The sequence below is a fragment of the Spirosoma taeanense genome, assembly GCF_013127955.1.
GTDB classification, from domain to species: Bacteria; Bacteroidota; Bacteroidia; order Cytophagales; family Spirosomataceae; genus Spirosoma; species Spirosoma taeanense.
In genome coordinates this window covers 2,409,807-2,431,391 of sequence record NZ_CP053435.1, presented here as the reverse complement: position 1 = coordinate 2,431,391, position 21,585 = coordinate 2,409,807, and the positions used below count along the sequence as shown (strand labels likewise).

The following is a 21,585-nucleotide window of genomic DNA, read 5'->3' as shown; positions in this document are numbered from 1 at the left end:
TCCCCGTAAGAATTGGCATTTTTAGCTCTTGAAAAAGCACCTCCTGGATCGGCCTAGTAGCCGGGGTTCTGAACCAGTTGTTTATTGCGGTTTATTTCATCGCGGTTAATTGGCGGGAAATACGCCTTGTCGTCCCACTTCCGGTTTTCTTTACCGGTTCCCAGATCCTGTACCTTGTACGAGTAATCGTAGTTCTCCTTACTATACTTATACGTCGTTACGGTTTTGCCCGGCTTCAGCTTGCCCGTCACGATTATAATCTGTGCCTGCTTACCCAGTGCCGTTGGCGCAGTCATCCACCGACGAACGTCATAAAAGCGCTGCTCTTCAAACAGCATTTCGATGTTCCGTTCGTTCTGGTAACGCGCCACCAGAGCGGCTCCGGTTTCGGTAATGGCCGGCATACCCACGCGGAAACGGATTTTGTTGAGCCAGGTCTTGGCTTCCTCCGACTGCCCAAGAGCCATAAGGGCCTCGACGTAGTTCAGCACCACTTCTGTAAAGCGAATCTGGATAGAAGGCACTTCCTGCCGGGTGTTCATATCCACCAGGCCGGGGTCGGGGTCCATAAACTTCCGGATGCCGTAGCCCGTCCAGGTTCCGTTCCAGTTTTCGATTGAGCTGTTGCGGGTATCCAGACCCGAAAACTTCGACGGGCTGCTGGCATTACCTACTTCATACTCGCCCATCTGAATTTCCCCGAATGGGTCAATACCTGCTCCGTCGGGCGTACGGGGCTTCCATTTCGCACCGTCATACAGGATCGACGCGTAGAAGCGCGGATCGCGGTTGTCGTAGGGAGCCGCGGCATGGGCGGGGTTCTTCCAGTCGAACTTGGTTCCGTCCATCATTTCGTAGCCATCCACCAGATTCTGCGTCGGCTCACTTGATGTCCAGCCATGGTAGCCGTTGGGCATATTGTTGCGCGGATACCACGAACCCCAGTCGTCGGGGGAAGCCCGAACGTAGTACTTCAGGAAGATTCCGTCGGCCTCGCCACCATTCCGGGACAGATACATGTTAATGTAGTTCTGCTGCCCTTCTGCCGGCGAAACGGGAGCTGTCAGGTTCATCTTATAACCATACTGGTTCAGGTCAATCACGGCTTTGGCGGCATCTCTGGCTTTCTGCCACCGGGCGGTGCGGTCACCACTGACGTAACCGAGCAGTTCGGGCTTGCTAAAGCCGGCAATAAGCGCCGACTTAGCCTTTGCGGTCGGAATGTCGTGCAGATCGCTGGCGGCATACAGCAGCACCCGCGCTTTGAGCGCCATTGCCGCGCCCATAGTTGCCCTTCCCGCATCCATCTTTTTGCCTTTCAGCAAAGCCGCTGCGGAGTCAAGGTCCGTCACGATAGAGTTCACGCATTCCTCATACGTATTACGAGCAATGGAAAAATCACTCGTTTCCAGCGTGTACGGCGTTTTAATGATGGGAACCCCACCATAGTACCGCAGCAACTGATTATAGAAGTAGGCGCGCATGAAATACATTTCGCCCCGCATGCGACTAGCAATGCCATTGCTGTTATCAAACCCAGGCTTCATCAGGTTTGCCAGAGCGATGTTGGCGGCCCGGATGCGGGCATACATGGCCCCCCACTCCATCGTGTTCTTTACCGTACCCGTGTTGGACGGGCTGACGTTGGCCTCATTGATGTCCTGCTTACCGAAGCTATAGAGCGCGTTGTCGGTCTGGCAGTCCAGGTTCATCTGATCCAGAATACCATCCCGCAAACCATTGTAGACGCCCGTTACAAACGACTCGGCCAGGGCTGCATCCGACCAGACTGCATCCCCCGATACCTTATCGAGTGGCTTAGTGTCCAGAAAATCACTGTTACAGCCAGCCGTCGCCAGGCCAATTGCCAGACCCAGCGACAAGAACTTTATATATTTTTTCATACTGTACGGATTCAATATTTTTAGAAACTAACCGACAACCCTGTGTTGATAACCCGTGCCTGCGGATAATACTGCGCGCTGCTGCTGGCTGCTTCTGGATCGAACAAACCTTTCATCTGGGGTGCGTACGTAGCCAGGTTGAGCCCGTTGACATATACGCGCAGGTTGCTCAAACCAATCCGGGTCGTTAGGGCTGCGGGAAGCGTGTATCCCAGTTCGAGGTTCTTCAGGCGGATGTAATCCGTGCTTTTCAGCCAGTAGGTAGTACCGTTCGAGAAGTACTGGTTGCTCCGGTCCACAATGCGCGGATGAACGGTGCTGGGGTTATCGACCGTCCAGCGGTTATTATAGCTCCACTCCAGGAAGTTACCAATCGTTCCCGACTCGGTCTGGAGGAAGATCTGCGCACCGGTTGACCCCTGGAAGAGAACCGTTAAGTCGAAGTTGCGGTAGCGCAACCCCAGGTTTAACCCGCCCTGGAACCGCGGTATGTTGTTTTTATCCTGCCGAACCCGGTCGTCGCCGTCGATTTTACCATCGCCGTTGATGTCCTTGAGCCGCATATCACCCGGCCGCAGCAACCGGCCCCCGACGCCACTGTAGTCGATCTTGTTTGCGTCGATCTCGCCCTGGGTAGCGAAGATACCGTCATAGACATACATGAGCGTACCGTTGGCCTGGTTCGGGTCGTTTACGTTGGTCGGCATTGACTTGCCCGTCGAACGCTGCCACTCCGGCGCACCGGGGGTTTCGTCCCAGAAGGTTATCTTGTTTCGGGCATAACCGCCGTTTACGCTGATATTATATTTCAACTCCCCGGACTGTCCGTTATAACCGACGTTAAACTCGTAGCCCTGGTTCGTTACTTTACCAATGTTGGTAGCCGGCAGGGTCATCCCCGTAGTCTGCGGAATGGAAGCGCTCTTCCGCCATAGGATGTTGGAACGCTTGTTCTGGAAAACGTCGAACTCGAAGAAGATTTTTCCGTTTAGCAACGATCCTTCCAGTCCAATGTTCGCATTGTTAGCTACCTCCCAGGTCAGAGTCGTATTGGGCACACCGTTTTCGTACAGCGTCGGAACAACCTGACCGTTGATTACGTAACCCCAGTTGGCGTTGGCCGGATCACCGTAGGCATAGGTTGGCAGGTAGTCATACTCCCGCAACGTATTGTTGAAAAATACCTGGTCGTTACCCAACTGCCCCCACGAGCCCCGCAGCTTGAGCGAGCTGATGGCTGGAATCGACTGCTTGATAAAATCCTCTTCCGACAGCCGCCAGCCTACCGATACCCCCGGGAAGAAGCCCCACCGGCTTGCTTTCGGGAACATATAGGAGCCATCGTATCGCCACAGGAACTCAGCCAGGTATTTTTCTTTGTAGTTATACCCGGCCCGGCCGAAGTAGCTCATCCGTGCCCGCTGCCAGGCGGCCGTCGTGTTGGAGTTTTTCTCGGCATTACCACCGGCAAACAACTGGTCGATGGCCGTTGAAGCAAAGTATTTCCGGAAGGCCGAGAACCCGTTCGAGTTGGAGGCCTCTTTAGTAACACCTGCCAGCAGGGTTACGGCATGATCGGTCGCGAATGTCCGTTCGTAGGTCAGAATCCCCGACAGGAGCGAGCTGAACTGATCGTTGGTGTACTGGTTCAGAGTCGCCTGCGCGTTGGGCCCTTTCTGAACCCGGTTCAGAATTGGCTGCTTGTTCGCGTCGTAGGAAGTGTAATCCCAGCTATAGATAGACCAGGGCGTCTGCCAGGTTTTCCCCTGCTGAATGAATTTATCCAGAGCTACACTACCTGAAAACTTCAACCCTTCGATCCAGGGGTTGGTAATGTTCACGCTCGCGTTACTTTGCAGGTAGTAGCGGGTATCGCGGTCATAACCCGTTGCGCTCGTCGTGATCAGAACCGGCTGTTCACCGTTCTCAATGTCCGGTGCAGGCAGACCATTTGGCCAGTAAGCCGGTTTGTTCGGATAGCCCCGCATCAGCATCCGGAAAATAGCGCCCGCCGGCTTGGTCGGGAAGAAGCGATTCTCCTGGCGGCCTACTACCCCAAAAACGGTACTGATATGCTTGCTGATTTTCGCATCCAGGTTCGTCCGGAAGTCGTACTGCTTGTAGCCCGTTGCCGAGTTCTTGTAATACGCATCCTGATTCTGGTAGCCGGCCGACACCAGGTATTTGATATTTTCGCCACCACCAGTCAGCTGAAGCGTGTGCCGCGTCTGGGGCGACCAGGGTTTCAGAGCTGCCTCGAACCAGTTCGTATTAGGGTGTCCCCAGGGATCCGAACCATCCTGAAACTTCTTGATGTCGTCGGGCGTAAAGGCGGCCTTGGCAACGGCACCGTTGTCGGGGCGAGTATACGTACCCGTGGTGCGGAAGGCCGTGAGCGCGTCTTTCCAGTATTGCGCCGGCAGGTTATAGGCATTGATCTCGTTGTTGAGTTCAGCGTACTGAGCCGCCGACGACATTTTAGGGATAACCGTTGGCTGCGCCCAGCCCTGATTGAAATTATAGAGCAGTTCCGGCTTGCCGGTTTTTCCCCGCTTGGTGGTTACCAGAATAACCCCGTTTGCCGCCCGCGAACCATAGATAGCCGCTGACGCATCCTTCAGTACAGAGATGCTTTCAATATCGGCCGGATTTAGTCGGTCAATCCCCCCGGCCCGGGCCGGCACCCCGTCAATAACAATGAGTGCATCATTATTTCCTAACGTATTTGAGCCCCGAATCCGGATGGCGGCACCATCGTAACCCGGTTCGCCACTGCGGTTGGTGGCAATAACGCCCGGCATCCGGCCTGCAATGGAGTTGGTCAGGTTTATGGCTGGCGACTTCACCAGTTCCGAGCCTTTCACCGAGGCAACCGAGCCGGTTACGGTTTCTTTCTTCTGCTCGCCATACCCGACCACCACAACCTCGCTCAACATCTTGTCGTCGCTGGCCAGAGTAAGATTGACCGAACTACGGCCGTTGAGGGCAATTTCCTGACTGGTGTAGCCGATGTAGGAAAAGACGAGCGTGGCGTTACCGTTCTGCACATTCAGCGCATAGTTACCATCAGCGTCCGATACCGTACCCGTGGTTGTCCCCTTGACCACGATGCTAACTCCTGGCAGAGCGGCTCCCTGCGCGTCGACAACTTTACCGCTAACTTTCGTTTGGGCATAGGCGCCAGCCGAGCACAGCAGGCCAAGCAGCAACATAAGACAGCAGGCAACCTGCCGGGGACGACTGGTCGCTACCAAAAAGGCGTTCCTGGCAATGCAGTAGACCTTTTGACGAGTAAAACGTTTTTGCATAAGCTTTAGACTGTTAAACTAGTTTAAACACTTTCTAAAGCGGGTAATATTACCTATTTACCTACAATTTCCGCGATGCAACAACCTTTTTTTTTACTAAATATTATTCAATATTTTATATATATAAATTTATACATCTAAAACCAGACACCCTAAATGTCTATTTTTGGGCATAAACTAGTTTACCTATAATGACTAATGACAACGCATGACCAGCAATCCCTCAATCTTCAACCTGGTAAAGAGCCGTTTATGATACTGTATTAACAATAGGCAAGCGATTCTGCGCTACTTCCCCGAAACCGGCCTGCATACGCGTACCTGGATTGTAGAAATACTCATTAATCTGCGTGTCATTTTCTGCAACCGGTCGGACTGCGGACGGGCGTACGTCAGTTTTACAGCAGTCCGCTACAAAAGTTAAGCAGGCGTTTGAGGTCATCTTCCTGCGTGAAATTTACGGGCATATCTTCCAGATAGGCTGTTACCCGTCCGCGATGCCGGGCGTACACGTTCAGTACACTGGCTTTATTGGCGGGGTAGGACCGGCCATTCTGATCTATAATAAAGTACGATGTTCCCTTTATCAGCAGCAAATCCCCTTTGTTGTCGAGTTTATTGATGGCGGTACTACCGCCGGAGTAAAATTGATAATTTGTGATGGCCGAGGTACCGGTCGACTGTTCATATCCACCTCGCTTTTCGTTCTTTGCCGTTCTAACTCCCTGCTGAACGGCCAGCTTTGCGTTGGGGTATTCCGCACGTATTTCCAGATAACCCTTGATCCGATCATACCAGAATACGTCCTCGCCAATGCCAACCAGCCGGACAACGGGTTCACTGGTTATAGCCAGCGTATCGCCCCGGGCATCAATGAACTGCATTTCGCCCAGCAGCACATTGTAATTAAACCGGGCTGCCGCCGACGCGCCGTTCTGAAACAGAACCTTACCGTCCCGAAACCGATCATACCGGTACCGATCGTTGATCGGTACGGATTTTTCGCCACCCGCTCCGCCTTTCAACCGTATCACCTGCGATGACTGGGCCCGTGCGGGACTATAGAGACTCAATCCAATTGCTACAATCAATAGGGCAGATTTCATGATCAACGAATAGGTTTATACCAAAAGCGGATGCCAGCGTATACTTACGCTGGCATCCGCTGCAATACTTAAAATCAATTAATTAGTAACCCGGATTCTGAATCAGTTTGCTGTTCCGGTTCATCTCATCCCGATGGATCGGCAGGAAATACATCTTATCGGCCCACTGACGATTTTCCTTACCCGGATCAATCTCGAAGACTTTGTACGAATAATCGTAGCTGGTTGGGTCGTATTTATACAACGAAACTGTTTTTCCGGGCTTCAGCGTGCCGACGACGTTGATACCGGTTGCCTTACGGCCCAGCGTTGTCGGAGCGATCATCCAGCGACGGGCGTCGTGGTAGCGTTGCTCTTCAAACACCATTTCGACCCGCCGTTCGTTCCGGTACCGCTGCCGCAGGGCATCGCCCGACTCGGTAAGCGCAGGCATTCCGGCCCGGTAACGCACCTTATTGAGCCACGTCCGGGCTTCGGCGTCCTGACCCAGCTCAATGCAGGCTTCCGCGTAGTTGAAGAGCGCTTCCGTGTAGCGGAAGAACGGCCAGGGCACCTCCTGATAGGTGTTCTGGTCAACAATTGCCGGGTTGGGATCGATGAACTTGCGCATGTAATAGCCCGTATAACTGCCATTCCAGTCCTCAACCGTGCTCTTACGGGTATCCAAACCAGCAATGTTCACCTTAGTACCCGACGAATTCACCACCTCATACTGACCGGTTTGAATCTGGTTAACCGGGTCTTTAGCCGCTACGTCGGCGGTACGGGGTTTCCAGGGGGCACCGTCGTAGAGAATCGACGCATAAAAGCGCGGATCACGATTCGTGTAGGGCGTAGCTGCCTTGGCCGGATCGCTCCAGCTAAACTTAGCGCCATCCATCATCTCATAATCATCAACCAGCAGCGAAACCGGGGTGTTACCTGCCCAGTTGTGGTAGCCATTGGGACCGTTGTACAAGCCTTGCTGACCACCAGCTTCCTGCTTCCCATTGATGTACGAACGAGAGAAGATCATGTCGCGCTCACCGCCATTCCGCGACAGGGCGATGTTCATGTAGTTGGTCGTGCCCTGATCTTTGCTGACAGGCGCTGTCAGGTTCAGCTGTGAACCATAGGCCGGCAGGTCCAGTACCGCTTTGGCGGCCTCTTTGGCTTTCTGCCAGCGCTCCGCCCGGTTGCCGCTGACGTAGCCGAGCAGTTCGGGCTTTGAGAAGGCCGCGTGCGCCGACGATTTGCTCTTGGCCGTAGCTGCGTCGTAGAGATCGCTGGCGGCATAAATCAGAATACGCGATTTCAGCGCCAGAGCAGCGGCTTCACTAGCCCGGCCTTTCGCCATCGTTCGTCCTTTCAGCAGCGTAGCCGCTTCGTCGCAGTCTTTAACGATGAAGTTAATACACTCCTCCATCGTATTGCGGGGCATGGTGTAATCCGCCTGCCCTAACCCGTACGCCTTATCAACGATTGGGACACCGCCATAATACCGGACCAGTTGCTGGTAGTAGTACGCCCGCAGAAACTTAACTTCACCGGTCAGCCGCTCCACAATCTTGTTGGTATTGGCGAAATTCGGCTTGGCCAGGTTTTCGAGCGCGAGGTTACACGCCCGAATCCGCAGGTACATGTTGTTCCAGTCGATCGTTTCGTTGATCCAGCCCGGATCAGCTGGGTTCGAGCGCGACTCCGTAATGGTCGTAATGTTACGTCCGGGGTGGGTAAACAGGGTTTCGTCGGTCAGCGACGCGAGTTGCTGCTCGTTGAAACCACCCTGCCCCAGTCCGGCATAAATGCCGGTTACGAAGGCTTCTGCCAGAGCCGCATCCGACCACACCGCCGATCCGGCAACCTGATCGAGCGGCTGGGTATTCACAAATTCATCGTTACAACCCGTCACCGCAAACGATGCGACAAAAAGGGCTAAACTTATGGTTTTAAAATTGCGTATCATGTTCAGAAAAAGAATTAGAAGCGAAGCGACAAGCCGGTGTTAATGATGCGCGACTGGGGGTAATACTGCCCCGTTGCATTATCCGCTTCCGGATCAAATGAACCCAGCTTGTTGACAATCGTAGCCAGGTTTAACGCATTCACGTAAACCCGCAGGCTGCTGATACCAACTTTCTTACCAATCGTTTCCGGAATGGTGTAGCCGATTTCGAGGTTCTTCAGGCGGATGTAGTCAGCCGAGCGCAGCCAGTAGGTGTTGCCACCCGAGAAGTACTGGTCACTGCGGTTGGCAATGCGCGGGTGAACGCTGCTGGGGTTGTCTACCGTCCAGCGGTCGGTATAGATCTCTTTCAGGTAGTTTCCAATGTTACCCGACTCACCCAGGCTGATATACTGCTGCGCCCCGGCCGAACCCTGGAAGAGAATCGTCAGGTCGAAGTTTTTGTACGCTGCCGTCATGTTCATACCGCCCTGAAACAGCGGCAGGTTTGTCCGGTTGTTCCGCACGCGGTCGTCGGGCGTGATCTTGCCGTCGCCGTTGTAGTCCTTGTACTTCATGTCGCCGGGACGGATGGTCTTCACGATGGCCGAGTAATCGAGCTTGTTGGCGTCGATATCCGCCTGGTCCCGGAAGACACCGTCGTACAGGTACGTAACGTAGGAGTTGATGGGGCGACCCGTTGACCGCTGCCATTCGGGCGCACCCGGCGCTTCGTCCCAGAAGATGATCTTGTTCTGAGCGTAACCGCCGTTTACGCCAACCGTAAACCGCAGCTGGCCCGCCTGACCGTTGTAGCTCACCTGACCATCGAAACCGCTGTTGCGCACTTTACCGATGTTTTCCGGCGGCAGAATCAGACCCGTTGTGCGGGGTACCGATGCATTGCGGGGATACAGAATCGACGTACGCAGGTTGTTGAAGTAGTCGAATTCAAAGGCAATTTTTCCGTTGAACAGTTGTCCTTCGATACCTACGTCGGCGTTGTTGGCCACTTCCCACGTAATGGTCGTGTTTGGAATCCGGCTCTCCGCTAGCGTCTTGGCCTGCGCGTTATCAATAATGTATGTATTGAAGCCATACGTCGCCAGGTACTGATACGTGGCTAACGTAGACGTTCCGGGCAGATAAATCTGGTCGTTACCCAGCTGACCGAACGATGCACGTAGCTTCAGGTAGTTAACCGCTGGAACCGAGTTCTTCCAGAAATTTTCTTCCGATACTACCCAGCCGGCCATTACGCCCGGGAAGAAACCGTAACGGGTTGCCTCCGGGAAGATATCCGAACCATCGTAGCGGCTCAGGAACTCGAACAGGTACTTCTCCTTGTAGTTATACGCAATCCGGCCGAAGTAGTTCAGACGCGCCCGGTTGAAAGCGCCACCGGCGTTGTCTTTGCTCAGGTCACCACCGGCAAACAGCTGATCGATGGCTGGCGAGATGAAATACCGACGGAACGCATTGAAGTTGTCGCCCGAAATGGTTTCGCGGTTCACCCCGGCCAGCACCGTCAGTCCGTGATCACCAAATTTGCGCTCATAGGTTCCGATACCGCCCAGCAGAATGTTCAGCTGGGTATTGTTGCCGAGGGTCAGGCGGGGTTCGGCTGGTCCCCGAACGCTGGCGATCAGATTCGGGTTGCCGTTGGCATCAACGCCCGTGCCGCGCTCATATAGCGTCCAGGGTGTCTCCCACCGCTTGTTGTTCTGACTCAGCTTGTCAATAGCCGCCGTGGCCGAGAACTTCAGGCCCTCAACACCCGGCACTTTGAAATCGAGCTGGCCGTTGGTCTGGATGTAATCCCGTTTGTCGCGGTCGTAGCCCGTTGCGTTGGTCGTGATCACCACCGGGTTTTCCCCGTTTTCAATGTCCGGGCCAGGCCGACCATCAGGCCAGAAAGCGGGCTGGTTCGGCTTACCGCGCATCTGCATCCGGAAAATGGCACCGGCCCCCCGGGTTGGGTAAAACCGGAATTCTTCCCGGCCAAGTACGCCCAGAGCTACGTGGAGGTATTTATTGATGTTTGCATCGATGTTAATGCGCATATCATACTGCTTATACCCCGTCGCCGACTGCTTGTAGAACGCGTCCTGGTTCTGGTAACCCAGCGAAGCCAGGTATTTAAAATCTTCCGTACCGCCCGTCAGCTGCAGGTTGTGCCGGGTCTGGGGCGACCAGGTTTTCAGTGTCGACTTATACCAGTCGGTATTGGGGTGTCCCCACGGATCAGAGCCATCGTTATACTTGGCCATGTCGTCTGGCGTGTACGGAGCCTTACGAACCGTTCCATCCGGGCGCGTATAGGAACCCGTTGTCTGATACGCTTTCGTAGCAGCGGCCCATTCTGACACCGGTAACTCATACACGTTCAGATCATTGAGCATTGTCGCATACTCAGCCGCATTCGCCAGCCGGGGCACAACCGTTGGCTGGGCAAATCCCTGGTTGAAGGAATACGACAGCTGGGGTTTGCCGGTCTTGCCACGCTTGGTCGTAATCAGGATAACGCCGTTTGCGGCCCGTGAACCGTAAATGGCCGCCGAGGCATCTTTCAGCACCGAGATTGTCTCGATGTCGGCCGGGTTGATCCGGTCCAGACCACCAGCACGATCGGGAATACCATCGACGACAACCAGCGCGCTGTTGTTTCCCAGCGTATTGGTTCCTCGAATCCGGATCGTGGAGCCATCGTAACCCGGCTCACCACTACGGTTAACGGCCGTAACGCCCGGCAGGCGACCAGCCAGCGAGTTAGACAGGTTGGTCGTTGGCGACTTCACCAGGTCGGCGCCTTTTACCGCGACAACCGAACCCGTTACGGTTTCTTTCTTCTGCGTACCGTAACCAACCACGACGACCTCACTCAGCGACTTAGTGTCCGTAGCCAGAGTAAGGTTAATCGTTGCCTGGTTATTGACGGGGATCTCCTGCGTAATGAAACCAATGTAGGAGAAGACCAGGGTGGCGGTACGGTTCGGTACCGTTAAGGAATAATTGCCGGTTCCATCCGTGACCGAACCGGTTGTGGTGCCTTTGACGACGACGCTTACTCCCGGCAGAGCCTGCCCCTGATCGTCAATTACGCGACCAGTCACTTTCGACTGAGCGAATACTCCGGTTACGCAGACCAGCACTAAAAGCAGGGATGCATAAAAGCGATTTCTGCTAGCCCATCCTGTCGGCAGAGTACCCTCCCTGGATCGACAGAGAACCGGTCTGTTTAAAATTGTTTGCATACACTTTATGTTAATTATTGTTGAACCAACATTGAAAAGTGTAGCCTATGGGTAGTTTTACTTCAAAAAATTGAAATATTTAAAAGTTTTTTTGCAACACTTCTGATCCTTAAGGCGTAAGAGTGTGTCAACTGATCCGTCCCCAGTTGTTTTCGGTTTGCCTGATGCCTTCCAGATGATTCCGGATGGGCGCGTGCTGCGGCAGAACAAGCTCGGGGTCTTCCAGCAGGATAGCCTGTGCCGACTCGCGGGCAGCCGTCAGGATAGCGCCGTCTTTGGCCAGGTCGGCAATCATCAGGTCCATCACCCCACTTTGCTGAGTACCAGTCAGGTCGCCGGGGCCGCGTAGCTGCAGGTCTACATCGGCAATCTCGAAGCCATTGTTGGTGCGCACCATCGTTTCGAGCCGGGTACGTGTATCGCTGCTGAGCTTATAGCCCGTCATCATGATGCAGTAGGACTGTTCGGCTCCCCTACCTACGCGCCCCCGAAGCTGGTGCAGCTGCGACAGCCCAAATCGCTCGGCGCTTTCAATGACCATCACGCTCGCGTTGGGTACATTTACGCCGACCTCGATTACGGTTGTGGCAACCAGAATCTGCGTTTCGCGGTTAATGAACCGCTTCATTTCGTCGTCTTTTTCGTAGGGCAGCATCTTCCCGTGCAGGATGCCAATCTCGTATTTCGGACGAGGGAAGGCCCGCTGCATACTTTCGTAGCCATCCATGAGGTCTTTGTAATCCAGCTTCTCCGATTCTTCAATCAGCGGATAAACGACGTACACCTGCCGACCCAGCTCGATCTGCTGACGCATGAAGCCAAACACTTCCGAGCGGTGCTTGTCGAACTTATGCACGGTTTTGATGGGTTTACGTCCCTTTGGCAGCTCATCAATTACCGATACGTCGAGGTTGCCGTAAAGCGTCATGGCCAGCGTCCGGGGAATGGGCGTAGCGGTCATGACCAGAATGTGGGGCGGCACGGTTTCGTTTTTACGCCAGAGTTTCGCCCGTTGCGCTACGCCGAAGCGGTGCTGCTCATCGATGATGCATAGACCCAGGTTTTTGTACTGCACGGCATCTTCGAGCAGGGCGTGCGTCCCGACCAGAATATGCATCCTGCCTGCCTGAAGTTCTTCGTGCAGAACGGCCCGGCGCTTCTTATTGGTTGAGCCGGTCAGGATGCCCAGGTTCAGGCCCATCGCATCGGCAAAGGGTTTGAGGCCGTTGTAGTGCTGGTCGGCCAGAATCTCGGTGGGCGCCATCAGACAGGCCTGCGCTCCATTGCCAATGGCCATCAGGCAGGCAATAAACGCCACGATGGTTTTGCCGCTGCCCACGTCGCCCTGCAAAAGCCGGTTCATCTGCCGCCCCGTCAGGAAATCGGCGTAGATTTCTTTAATCACGCGCTGCTGCGCGCCGGTCAGATCGAACGGCAGCAGCTCGTTATAGAAATGCTTCATCAGCGACGTATCCCGAAAGACCTGTCCCGGAAACTCTTCTTTCTGAATCAGCTTGTTCTTAATTAGTCGCAGCTGGTTGTAGAATAGTTCTTCAAACTTCAGCCGGCGCTGGGCCTGTTTCAGCCAGCCCTGATTTTGGGGCAGGTGAATGTTCCACATGGCCTCCCGTTTGCCAATCAGCCGGTATTGCTGAATGAGCGAGTCGGGAAGTGTTTCGCGGATGTGCGGCCACGACTGTTCGAGCAGACCCCGCATCACTTTCCCGATCATCTTGCTGTCGAGATGGCGTTTGCGGAGCTTGTCGGTAAGGTTATAGACTGGAAAGAACCCCAGTTCGTGTTCGGCAGCAGCGCCCGCATTTTCCAGTTCAGGATGGACGATGCTGAACTGTCCGTTGAACGACTGCGGCTTACCGTAGACGATATATTCACCGTCGCGACGGAGGGTCTTTTCAATATAGGTAATCCCCTGAAACCAGACGAGGCTCATCGACCCGGTCCCATCGGTGAATGTAGCGACCAGCCGTTTTTTAGCCCCTTCACCTTCCAGATACCAGTCGCGGAGCCGTCCACGCACCTGCGCCGACGGCATTGAATCCATTAGTTCGCTGATGGTATAGTAGCGCGTCCGGTCGTCATAGCGGAACGGATAATACTGAATCAGGTCACCATAGGTAAACAGGTTCAGCTCCTTGTTGAGCAGTTCGGTGCGCTGCGGGCCAAGCCCTTTAAGGTACAGAAGTGGGGTGTCGAAATAGGTGGCTCGTTCGGTCATAACGGACCTGCAAACTCCGGTTTAAAGACGGGATTTGACCAAATTTACGCAATTCTATGATTAGTTGTCATAGGGGGTCACTGGGCAGTCATTCCGTAGTCATTTGTGCCAGTACCTGTGGGCACTCTGAATGACACCCCATGACCAGTTCATCTCTGTTCTTCATCAGCCCGGCCCAGCCCGAAGGCAATCCCCCCGTAAACGTCCAGACCGCGCGGCTGAATGCCGTTGGATGTGTTGCCAATCAGCCCCAGAAAATTATCGGTGCCCAGCCAGGCGGGCCCCACCCGCAGCGAAGCCCCGGCCGTAAAACCGCCGTTGAGGTAAGCTACCGGTACGGCTACGCTCACCCAGCGCGTATCGTAGCGGGGCGTAACGGCCAGCAGCGTCGGCTGATGGACGGCCATCGCCTGCGCCGACCGAACGTCTTTCAGATACGTAACGCCAATCGCTACGCCGTCGGGCAACTGGTAATCGACCGACAGGTTGAGCGAGGTAGGCAGACCCGCCGAGAAACTACCCTGGTTCGGGCTGCGTCCCTGATCGAGTTTCTGCTGGATAATCCGCAGAATCTCTTCGCTCCCGCTTACGTTGTTGAACTCAGCACCGGTAAACCGAATGGGCTGCTGCCCGATGTCGGTATAGGTGTACTGCTCTCCTTTATACGTAATGCCACCCAGATCGGTCAGCGCTACGCCCAGCCGCAGGGCCGGGCTATCGGCGTCGTACTGGCTGATGTAGGTTAGGCCCAGGTCAACCCCAAAGCCCCGGCCGGGCGCCGATGGGCTGAACAGCGTCCGGGGGCCCAGCGTCCGGTTTTGCAGAAAGGTCGTGTAGTTCAGGGTAGCATCCAGTTTATCGACTTCCAGATAGGCACTGTTCGGGATAACCGGGTCGGCGACAATCCGGTAATCCAGCCCCCGGTTAATCAGCTGCTGGGCATTGTAGCCAAGCAGAACTTTCGCCGTTGCCCCCAGCAGGAGCCGCTGGCCATCCCCTTCCCAGACCGTGCCGCCATACGTCAGCCCCAGTTCAGAATAGGTGTTGGTGTTGACGCTGAACTGGTTGTTGTTGCTGGGTATGCTGTAGAGCGTGTTGTCGTTCAGGCCCGCCCGCACAGCCGACAGTAGCGACTCCGAAGCGCCAATCACCTCCCCAATGGCCCGGAAGCGCGTCGTAATGGCCAACCCACTACCCGACCCGGACCGTATCAGGATGGCCGGCCCGCGCACCTCGCCCCAGATCGTACCATTTTTTGGTTTACCGTCGAGCGTTTCCCGCGTGTAATCAATCGAGAAATTGAGCGAGCCATCGCCGTTTTTGTATTGAGCCGGTACGTTGCCGCTCAATAAACGCACCAGCGAAAACGGAGCCTGATAGCGGACGTAATTATTATTTACGTGGGCATTGACGACCCCCACGTTCAGATACAGACGGGATGGCGAATCGGCAACCAGCGCCGGGTTCATGTATAACCGGTTCGTACCTCCGTAACGGCTGGTCGACAGGCCAAGGAGGTTCTGGGCCGAACTGCCGGTAGCGACCAGCAGACACGCTCCAATAAACAGCGAAGACTTCATGCAGTGAATAAGAAAAAGACAAAGCGTCCTGCAAAGTAAACGCCATTCGATCGTCCCGGTTAGCGGAGGAGGGTTTTATTTCGAGTAAGCGGGACGGGTTCCGGCCTCCCCGAAAAGCACGCAGGGCCGCGCCAGCACCGTTTCCGGCATTGGCACGACCCTGCGTAATGAGCTTGTTATAAGCGAGCCGGGCGGGTTATACGCCTTCGGCTTCGACTAGTTTTACTTCCGGTACCAGACGCGTAAGCAGATTCTCGATACCGGCCTTGAGCGTCAGTGTCGACGAAGGGCAGCCACTGCATGAACCTTGCAGCAAGACCTTTACGGTACCGCTTGGCTCATCGAACGAGTGAAAGTTAATGGCCCCACCGTCGGATTCTACGGCTGGCCGGACGTACTGGTCCAGGACTGCCTTTATTTTCTGCACCGTTTCCGAATCCATGTCCAGCTTGGTCGTATTGGAATCCATGGTCCGCTGGGCAAAAACAGGTTTCTGCTCGATGAAATATTCTTTCAGGAAGAGTTTTACTTCGAACAGCACTTCGTCCCAGTCGGTCTCGTCGTCTTTCGTGACGGTCACGAAATTCCCCGAAATAAAGACCCGGCGCACGAATTCAAACCCGAACAGAGCAACGGCCAGGGGCGACGCTTTGCCATCGAGAAGCGCATCGCCCGGCGTCGCGTAATCGAACGACAGGCCCGACGGGACAAGCTCAAAATTGACCACAAACTTCATCGAGTTTGGGTTTGGACTGCCTTCCGTGAATATGGATACGGGACGACTTAGTGTAGGATTCATTGGCTCTGGCGTTATGACGTTTAGCGCTTAAGTTTCTGGGAGTCTAACAGCCGCGCCGGATTTTTAGTTTTTGCGCATAAAAAAACCCGCCTGACTTTCGTTAGACGGGTTCTCTGAACGCCTTCGTGGAGACTATTCAGCGGCTACCGGAGCGGCTTCAACAGCCGACGGGCCCACTGGAATGATGTCAACGTACGAGCGGCTGTTGCGGCCGGGACGAAATTTAACCGTACCATCAACCAGAGCGAACAGCGTGTAATCTTTACCTAGACCGACGTTCTTGCCGGGGTGGTGTTTCGTACCGCGCTGACGAACGATAATGTTGCCGGCAATAGCCTGCTGGCCGCCGAACAACTTTACGCCAAGGCGTTTGCTGATCGAGTCGCGGCCGTTTTTGGAACTACCTACACCTTTCTTGTGTGCCATTGTCTTTAAAAAAGTTTAAAGTTCTACGCTGGAAGTTGTTGAGGTACGTATGGCGGAACCAGACACCTTAACAACCGGACCATTTTATAACTTTAGATGGTGATATCTTCAATCAAAACCTTCGTCAGATACTGACGGTGGCCGTTCTTCTTTTTATAACCTTTCCGACGCTTCTTCTTGAAGACGATAACTTTCTCGCCTTTAAGGTGTTCGACGATTTTGGCCGATACGGTCGCTCCAGCGACAGTCGGAGCACCAACGGTAATGCTCCCTTCATTATCAACAAGGAGAATCTTCACCTTGTCGGAGGCAAGTGCAGCGTCCACATCGCCCTCTAACCGGTGGGTATAGATGGAGCGACCCTTCTGGATCTTGAATTGCTGCCCTGCGATCTCTACGATTGCGTACATGAGTTGTGTATAAAATTGGAAATGAGGGTGCAAAAGTAGCGAAAAACAGCTAATCAGTCAATGTGTTAACCTGTTTTTTTAAGTGTTCAGCTTGGGATCAGCTCCCGATCTGACTCACCGGGGTAATCCCGCCCCCTGATCAGCCCAGTTTCTCCGATGTCTGAATCAGATTGGAAGCACCTTTAGCGATGATTTTGCCGTCGGCCGCCACGATGCGCCCTTCGCAGTGAATAATGTTTTTGCCCGCCCGGATCACGTCGGCCGTTGCAGTTATCACGTCGCCAAGCCGGGCCGCGTGCAGAAAATCAATGTTCAGGCTGACCGACGTATAGGCAAACTCGCGTCCCAACGTAAAGACTGTAGCTCCGATCAGATCGTCCAGTATGCCCGCTACGGCTCCGCCGTGCAGCACCCCGGCGGGGTTGGTCAACTCCTCACGAACCCGATACTCGGCAACCAGACGGCCATGGTGAGCAGCGCGCAGGGTTCCGTTCAGCCAGCGTCCAAACGGCGAAATACTGCCTTTCATATCCTGGCCAATCTGCGAACGGAAATACTCTAAACGCGGATTTGTTAAATTGTCCATATCCGGCAAAAATAGTATTTATCTAAGCCAAATGCCTTTCAGACGCTATTCTTTGTGTACTTTCTTGCGAGGTTTTCGGGACTTGTGCTACTTTTGGGCGATTTTAACACGCCTACTTGAGCAAAACGAATGAATTATACGCTTACGCAAATACCTGACCGCACCGCCAAACCCCGCCAAAGCGGCCTGACGATGGTGATGGATAAGGGATTAAGTCTGCGGGAAGTGGAAGATTTTATATCAACCTCCGCCGAATACGCAGACATTATTAAACTAGGCTGGGCCACTTCCTTTGTTACCCCAAATCTGAAAGAAAAACTGGCGATTTACCGCGAGGCTAACCTCCCGGTTTATTTTGGCGGAACGCTGTTTGAAGCGTTTGTGGTGCGCAACCAGTTCGACGATTACCGTAAGCTCCTCGACAGATACGGTATGGAATACGCCGAAGTATCGGACGGCTCAATTGAAATGCACCAGGACGATAAATGCGATTATATCCGTAAGCTGGCTACGCAGGTTACGGTCCTGTCGGAGGTCGGCTCGAAAGACGAAGCCAAGATTATTCCACCCTATAAGTGGATTCAATTGATGAAAGCCGAATTGCAGGCAGGCGCCTGGAAGGTCATCGGCGAAGCCCGCGAAGGCGGAACAGTTGGCCTGTTCCGGTCGAGTGGCGAAGTCCGGCAGGGTCTGGTCGAAGAGATTCTCACGCAGATTCCGTTTGAGAGTATTCTTTGGGAGGCCCCCCAGAAAGAACAGCAGGTGTGGTTCGTGAAGCTCCTCGGCGCTAATGTCAACGTCGGCAACATTGCTCCGCACGAAGTTATTCCGTTAGAAACCATCCGTCTGGGCCTGCGTGGCGATACGTTCACGCACTTCCTTACTAAATAACAGCGGGTTTCAGGTGCTTAGTGGCCGATGTCGATCTGCCAGAAGACGAACCGCTTTTTACTGCTCACTAATCACTAGTCAATGGAACTCATCAAATCTCTGCTCGATTTTCTGCTTCATCTGGATCGTTATCTGGATATCTGGGCGAATGAATACGGCGTCCTGCTGTACGCCATTCTGTTCCTGATTGTGTTTACCGAAACCGGGCTGATTGTCATGCCGCTGCTGCCGGGCGATTCGCTGCTGTTTGCGGCCGGGGCACTGGCCGCCCGCGACACGAATGAGCTGAGCGTATGGGTTATTATTCCTCTGCTGATTGGAGCCGCGCTGCTGGGCGATAACGTCAATTATTTCGTTGGCAAATACTTGGGCAAGCAGATTAAATCCCGGGAGCGGATTCTGTTTTTCAAACGGGAGTACATCGCCGAAACCGAGAAGTTTTACGCCAAGCACGGCGGTCGTACGGTGATTATCGCCCGGTTCATGCCCATCGTACGCACGATTGCACCGTTTGTGGCGGGCGCGGGCAGTATGAACTACGGCACCTACATTCGGTACTGCATTCTGGGAGCCATTCTCTGGGTTACGAGCATCTCGCTGCTGGGTTACTTCTTCGGCAATATTCCGTTCGTTCAGAAAAACTTCGAACTGGTCGTTTTTGGCATTGTTGGTCTTTCCGTATTACCCATCATTTTTGGGGCGGTTCGCAAACGTCTCGAACGGGCTGCCTAATCTATGACGCGCTACGGTCTCATTGGGTTTCCGCTTACGCACTCGTTCTCGCAGCGGTATTTTACCGAGAAGTTCGCCCGTGAAGGTATTAAGGATTGTCAGTACGAGTTGTTCGAGATGCCCGACATTACGACTCTACGGGCGTTACTCCAGACGCCCGATCTGCATGGCCTGAACGTAACGATTCCGCACAAGCAGGCCGTACTGCCTTATCTGGACCGGCTCGACAGTTCGGCCGAAAAAGTTGGCGCGGTAAATGTCATCAAGCTTGAGCGTGACGGAACCGTAACGGGCTATAACTCCGACTACTATGGCTTTCGCCAATCGCTCGAAGAGTGGCTGGCGTTGCTCGGACGTACCACAGCTGGCCTTCAGGCGCTGGTGCTGGGTACGGGTGGTGCTTCGAAAGCCGTCGTCGCAGCCCTGACAGACCTAACAATTCCATACAAGGCCGTGTCGCGCACAAAAACCGGCGACAATCTGACTTATGACGAGTTAGAGAATGTAATTCAAGCGTATGCTCTGATTATCAACTGCTCGCCGGTGGGTACTTACCCGAATGTGGTTCAGGCTCCGGCCCTGCCCTATCCCCTGCTCACCGACCGGCATCTGCTGTACGATCTGGTGTATAATCCCGCCGAAACCCGATTTATGCAGCTTGGTCAGGAGCGAGGGGCTGCGGTTATGAATGGTTATCCAATGCTGGTGCTGCAGGCCGAAAAAGCGTGGGCAATCTGGCAGGGGTAGATTCCTGACAATGCTTCTTTTCTAATAAACTCTTACCGAATGCCACTCTCCGTTTTTGCTACCATTCATGCCCGCCCCGGCTGTGAGGCTCAACTCCGCAATGGCCTGTTCAACCTCGTTGCCAAAGTGCGCGAAGAAGACGCCTGTCTGCTTTACGAACTTTACGAAAGCGCCGAACATCCCACCCATTTCATCATGCACGAGCTCTGGACCGACGAAGCCGGGCTGCTGGCGCATGAGCAGATGCCGCACATGAAGGAGTTTGGCGAACTGGCTAAAGACTGGTTTGCCGCTCCGGTTGAACTAACCAAAATAGCCAAGTAATCTCACGCGACTTCTTTCCCAGGAAAGGCTTTTTCGACTGCCCGTATCATGCAGGAAATTCTTTTTCAGAACGCGACCCTCTTTACGGGTGAAACGTTCCTGACCGGCGCAACGGTACATGTTGCGAATGGTCGTATTCAGGAAGTTGCAGACGACATCGTTCCCAATGATCAGGCTACCGTTGTCGATTTGAATGGCGACTACCTCATTCCCGGCCTGATTGACCTGCAGTTGTACGGTGGCTCGAATCTGTTTCTCAACGAAGAGCCGACGCCCGACACCGTCCGACATATTTACGAATCCCATGCCAGCAACGGCACTACAACCCTGCTGCCTACGATTCACTCGACCTCGCTCGAGATCATGCTGCAGGCCACGGCGGCTGTGCAGGTTGTGCGCACCGAAAAACCGTTGGGAGTGCCGGGTATTCATATCGAAGGTCCGTATTTCAACCCCATCAAGCGCGGGGCCCACAGCCCGGCCTTTGTTCGAACACCCGCCGAAGGTGAACTGGAAACCCTGTTCAGCACCAATGCCGACGCGATTCGTATTCTGACGCTTGCCCCGGAAATTTTCTCGCCGGAGCAACTCGAAGTCATTCGGACCCGTAAACACGCCAACACGCTGCTTTCGCTGGGGCACTCTAATGCGACCTATGAGCAGGCCATGACGGCGTTCTCAACGGATTGCCCCCTGGCTACGCACCTCTACAATGCCATGCGGGGGTTTGAAAGCCGAGAACCGGGCATTGTCGGGGCAGTGTTTGATCATGCTACCGTCCGGAGCAGTATCATCGCCGACGGGTACCACTGCGATCCGGTTGCCATTCGGGTAGCCTACCGGTTGCTGGGACCCGACCGCCTGTTTCTGATTTCGGACGCCCTGTTTGCCAATCCGCCCCGGCCAGAGTTTACCCTGGGACAGTTTGTGGTCCATCACGAATCCGACCCGAACGGGCCCGGCCGGTATGTCAATAATGAAGGAAAGCTGGCCGGATCAGCTATTACACTGATTGATTGTGTTCGCGTATGTGTCGAGCGCGTGGGCCTTAGTCTGACCGACGCTCTACGGATGGCGACGACGACACCGGCTAAGATTCTCGGCCTGAGCGACCAGATTGGTCATGTTGCACCCGGCTACGTAGCTAATTTGGTTCGACTCGACCAGGCGCTCCACGTGCGGCAGGTGTGGCGGGCCTAGCGGCTCTCACAGCAAGAATAAGAATGGCTCGATGAGCCATTTTTTGTTTTTATCCCCACTGCAAACGCAGTTGCGTCCTACTGCGCCCGTTGGTATCGACTGGGACGAAATAGGAATTATATATTTTTCTACTGAACTATACTTATAACACAACACAA

Annotated in this window: 16 protein-coding genes; 5 read left to right on the top strand and 11 right to left on the bottom strand. The window is 54.2% G+C overall.

Annotated features, from left to right (window positions below):
- Positions 1 to 53: 53 nt before the first annotated feature.
- From HNV11_RS10270 to HNV11_RS10220, 11 genes are all read right to left on the bottom strand, one after another.
- A complete protein-coding gene (locus tag HNV11_RS10270) occupies positions 54 to 1,904 on the bottom strand; it encodes a RagB/SusD family nutrient uptake outer membrane protein (RefSeq protein WP_171739577.1) in 1,851 nt (616 codons plus the stop codon).
- 20 nt (positions 1,905 to 1,924) lie between these two features.
- Entirely contained in the window at positions 1,925 to 5,212 is a 3,288-nt protein-coding gene (locus tag HNV11_RS10265; protein WP_171739576.1) for a SusC/RagA family TonB-linked outer membrane protein, read from the bottom strand.
- A 398-nt stretch (positions 5,213 to 5,610) separates the two neighbouring features.
- The gene (locus tag HNV11_RS10260; RefSeq protein ID WP_171739575.1) at positions 5,611 to 6,318 is read right to left on the bottom strand and encodes a hypothetical protein; all 708 of its coding nucleotides are present in this window, start codon (positions 6,316 to 6,318) and stop codon (positions 5,611 to 5,613) included.
- Between the two features lie 82 nt (positions 6,319 to 6,400).
- Complete coding sequence (locus tag HNV11_RS10255) at positions 6,401 to 8,263, bottom strand: RagB/SusD family nutrient uptake outer membrane protein (RefSeq protein WP_171739574.1); 1,863 nt, start codon at positions 8,261 to 8,263, stop codon at positions 6,401 to 6,403.
- Between the two features lie 14 nt (positions 8,264 to 8,277).
- Positions 8,278 to 11,496 carry a SusC/RagA family TonB-linked outer membrane protein gene (locus HNV11_RS10250; protein ID WP_171739573.1) on the bottom strand — a complete coding sequence of 1,073 codons (3,219 nt, stop codon included), beginning with the start codon at positions 11,494 to 11,496 and terminating at the stop codon, positions 8,278 to 8,280.
- Positions 11,497 to 11,623: 127 nt separating this feature from the next.
- The gene (gene recG, locus HNV11_RS10245) at positions 11,624 to 13,732 is read right to left on the bottom strand and encodes an ATP-dependent DNA helicase RecG (RefSeq protein WP_171739572.1); all 2,109 of its coding nucleotides are present in this window, start codon (positions 13,730 to 13,732) and stop codon (positions 11,624 to 11,626) included.
- Between the two features lie 149 nt (positions 13,733 to 13,881).
- A complete protein-coding gene (locus tag HNV11_RS10240) occupies positions 13,882 to 15,312 on the bottom strand; it encodes a DUF5723 family protein (RefSeq protein WP_171739571.1) in 1,431 nt (476 codons plus the stop codon).
- Between the two features lie 196 nt (positions 15,313 to 15,508).
- Positions 15,509 to 16,111 carry a NifU family protein gene (locus tag HNV11_RS10235; protein WP_171739570.1) on the bottom strand — a complete coding sequence of 201 codons (603 nt, stop codon included), beginning with the start codon at positions 16,109 to 16,111 and terminating at the stop codon, positions 15,509 to 15,511.
- A gap of 132 nt (positions 16,112 to 16,243) precedes the next feature.
- Positions 16,244 to 16,537 carry a 50S ribosomal protein L27 gene (gene rpmA, locus HNV11_RS10230; RefSeq protein ID WP_171739569.1) on the bottom strand — a complete coding sequence of 98 codons (294 nt, stop codon included), beginning with the start codon at positions 16,535 to 16,537 and terminating at the stop codon, positions 16,244 to 16,246.
- A gap of 92 nt (positions 16,538 to 16,629) precedes the next feature.
- Entirely contained in the window at positions 16,630 to 16,947 is a 318-nt protein-coding gene (rplU, locus tag HNV11_RS10225; protein WP_171739568.1) for a 50S ribosomal protein L21, read from the bottom strand.
- 139 nt (positions 16,948 to 17,086) lie between these two features.
- A complete protein-coding gene (locus HNV11_RS10220; protein WP_171739567.1) occupies positions 17,087 to 17,533 on the bottom strand; it encodes a PaaI family thioesterase in 447 nt (148 codons plus the stop codon).
- A gap of 129 nt (positions 17,534 to 17,662) precedes the next feature.
- On the opposite strand from HNV11_RS10220, the gene HNV11_RS10215 reads away from it, so the two are divergent.
- From HNV11_RS10215 to nagA, 5 genes are all read left to right on the top strand, one after another.
- Positions 17,663 to 18,424, top strand: a complete 762-nt coding sequence (locus HNV11_RS10215) for a phosphosulfolactate synthase (RefSeq protein ID WP_171739566.1) — start codon at positions 17,663 to 17,665, stop codon at positions 18,422 to 18,424.
- Positions 18,425 to 18,505: 81 nt separating this feature from the next.
- Positions 18,506 to 19,156 carry a DedA family protein gene (locus tag HNV11_RS10210; RefSeq protein WP_171739565.1) on the top strand — a complete coding sequence of 217 codons (651 nt, stop codon included), beginning with the start codon at positions 18,506 to 18,508 and terminating at the stop codon, positions 19,154 to 19,156.
- Positions 19,157 to 19,159: 3 nt separating this feature from the next.
- Positions 19,160 to 19,903 (top strand): shikimate dehydrogenase family protein, encoded by a 744-nt coding sequence (locus HNV11_RS10205; RefSeq protein WP_171739564.1) that lies wholly within the window; start codon positions 19,160 to 19,162, stop codon positions 19,901 to 19,903.
- Between the two features lie 39 nt (positions 19,904 to 19,942).
- A complete protein-coding gene (locus HNV11_RS10200) occupies positions 19,943 to 20,227 on the top strand; it encodes a putative quinol monooxygenase (RefSeq protein WP_171739563.1) in 285 nt (94 codons plus the stop codon).
- A 48-nt stretch (positions 20,228 to 20,275) separates the two neighbouring features.
- On the top strand, positions 20,276 to 21,427 hold the full coding sequence (gene nagA / locus HNV11_RS10195; protein WP_171739562.1) for an N-acetylglucosamine-6-phosphate deacetylase: 1,152 nt from the start codon (positions 20,276 to 20,278) through the stop codon (positions 21,425 to 21,427).
- Positions 21,428 to 21,585: the final 158 nt, after the last annotated feature.

Excerpts from the sequence above, each read along its gene's own strand:
- nagA (WP_171739562.1), top strand. The coding sequence starts at position 20,276 with ATGCAGGAAATTCTTTTTCAGAACGCGACCCTCTTTACGGGTGAAACG.
- HNV11_RS10255 (WP_171739574.1), bottom strand. The coding sequence starts at position 8,263 with ATGATACGCAATTTTAAAACCATAAGTTTAGCCCTTTTTGTCGCATCG.
- HNV11_RS10240 (WP_171739571.1), bottom strand. The coding sequence starts at position 15,312 with ATGAAGTCTTCGCTGTTTATTGGAGCGTGTCTGCTGGTCGCTACCGGC.
- HNV11_RS10260 (WP_171739575.1), bottom strand. The coding sequence starts at position 6,318 with ATGAAATCTGCCCTATTGATTGTAGCAATTGGATTGAGTCTCTATAGT.
- HNV11_RS10215 (WP_171739566.1), top strand. The coding sequence starts at position 17,663 with ATGAATTATACGCTTACGCAAATACCTGACCGCACCGCCAAACCCCGC.
- rpmA (WP_171739569.1), bottom strand. The coding sequence starts at position 16,537 with ATGGCACACAAGAAAGGTGTAGGTAGTTCCAAAAACGGCCGCGACTCG.
- HNV11_RS10270 (WP_171739577.1), bottom strand. The coding sequence starts at position 1,904 with ATGAAAAAATATATAAAGTTCTTGTCGCTGGGTCTGGCAATTGGCCTG.
- HNV11_RS10250 (WP_171739573.1), bottom strand. The coding sequence starts at position 11,496 with ATGCAAACAATTTTAAACAGACCGGTTCTCTGTCGATCCAGGGAGGGT.
- HNV11_RS10220 (WP_171739567.1), bottom strand. The coding sequence starts at position 17,533 with ATGGACAATTTAACAAATCCGCGTTTAGAGTATTTCCGTTCGCAGATT.
- HNV11_RS10200 (WP_171739563.1), top strand. The coding sequence starts at position 19,943 with ATGCCACTCTCCGTTTTTGCTACCATTCATGCCCGCCCCGGCTGTGAG.
- rplU (WP_171739568.1), bottom strand. The coding sequence starts at position 16,947 with ATGTACGCAATCGTAGAGATCGCAGGGCAGCAATTCAAGATCCAGAAG.
- HNV11_RS10210 (WP_171739565.1), top strand. The coding sequence starts at position 18,506 with ATGGAACTCATCAAATCTCTGCTCGATTTTCTGCTTCATCTGGATCGT.
- HNV11_RS10205 (WP_171739564.1), top strand. The coding sequence starts at position 19,160 with ATGACGCGCTACGGTCTCATTGGGTTTCCGCTTACGCACTCGTTCTCG.
- recG (WP_171739572.1), bottom strand. The coding sequence starts at position 13,732 with ATGACCGAACGAGCCACCTATTTCGACACCCCACTTCTGTACCTTAAA.
- HNV11_RS10235 (WP_171739570.1), bottom strand. The coding sequence starts at position 16,111 with ATGAATCCTACACTAAGTCGTCCCGTATCCATATTCACGGAAGGCAGT.
- HNV11_RS10265 (WP_171739576.1), bottom strand. The coding sequence starts at position 5,212 with ATGCAAAAACGTTTTACTCGTCAAAAGGTCTACTGCATTGCCAGGAAC.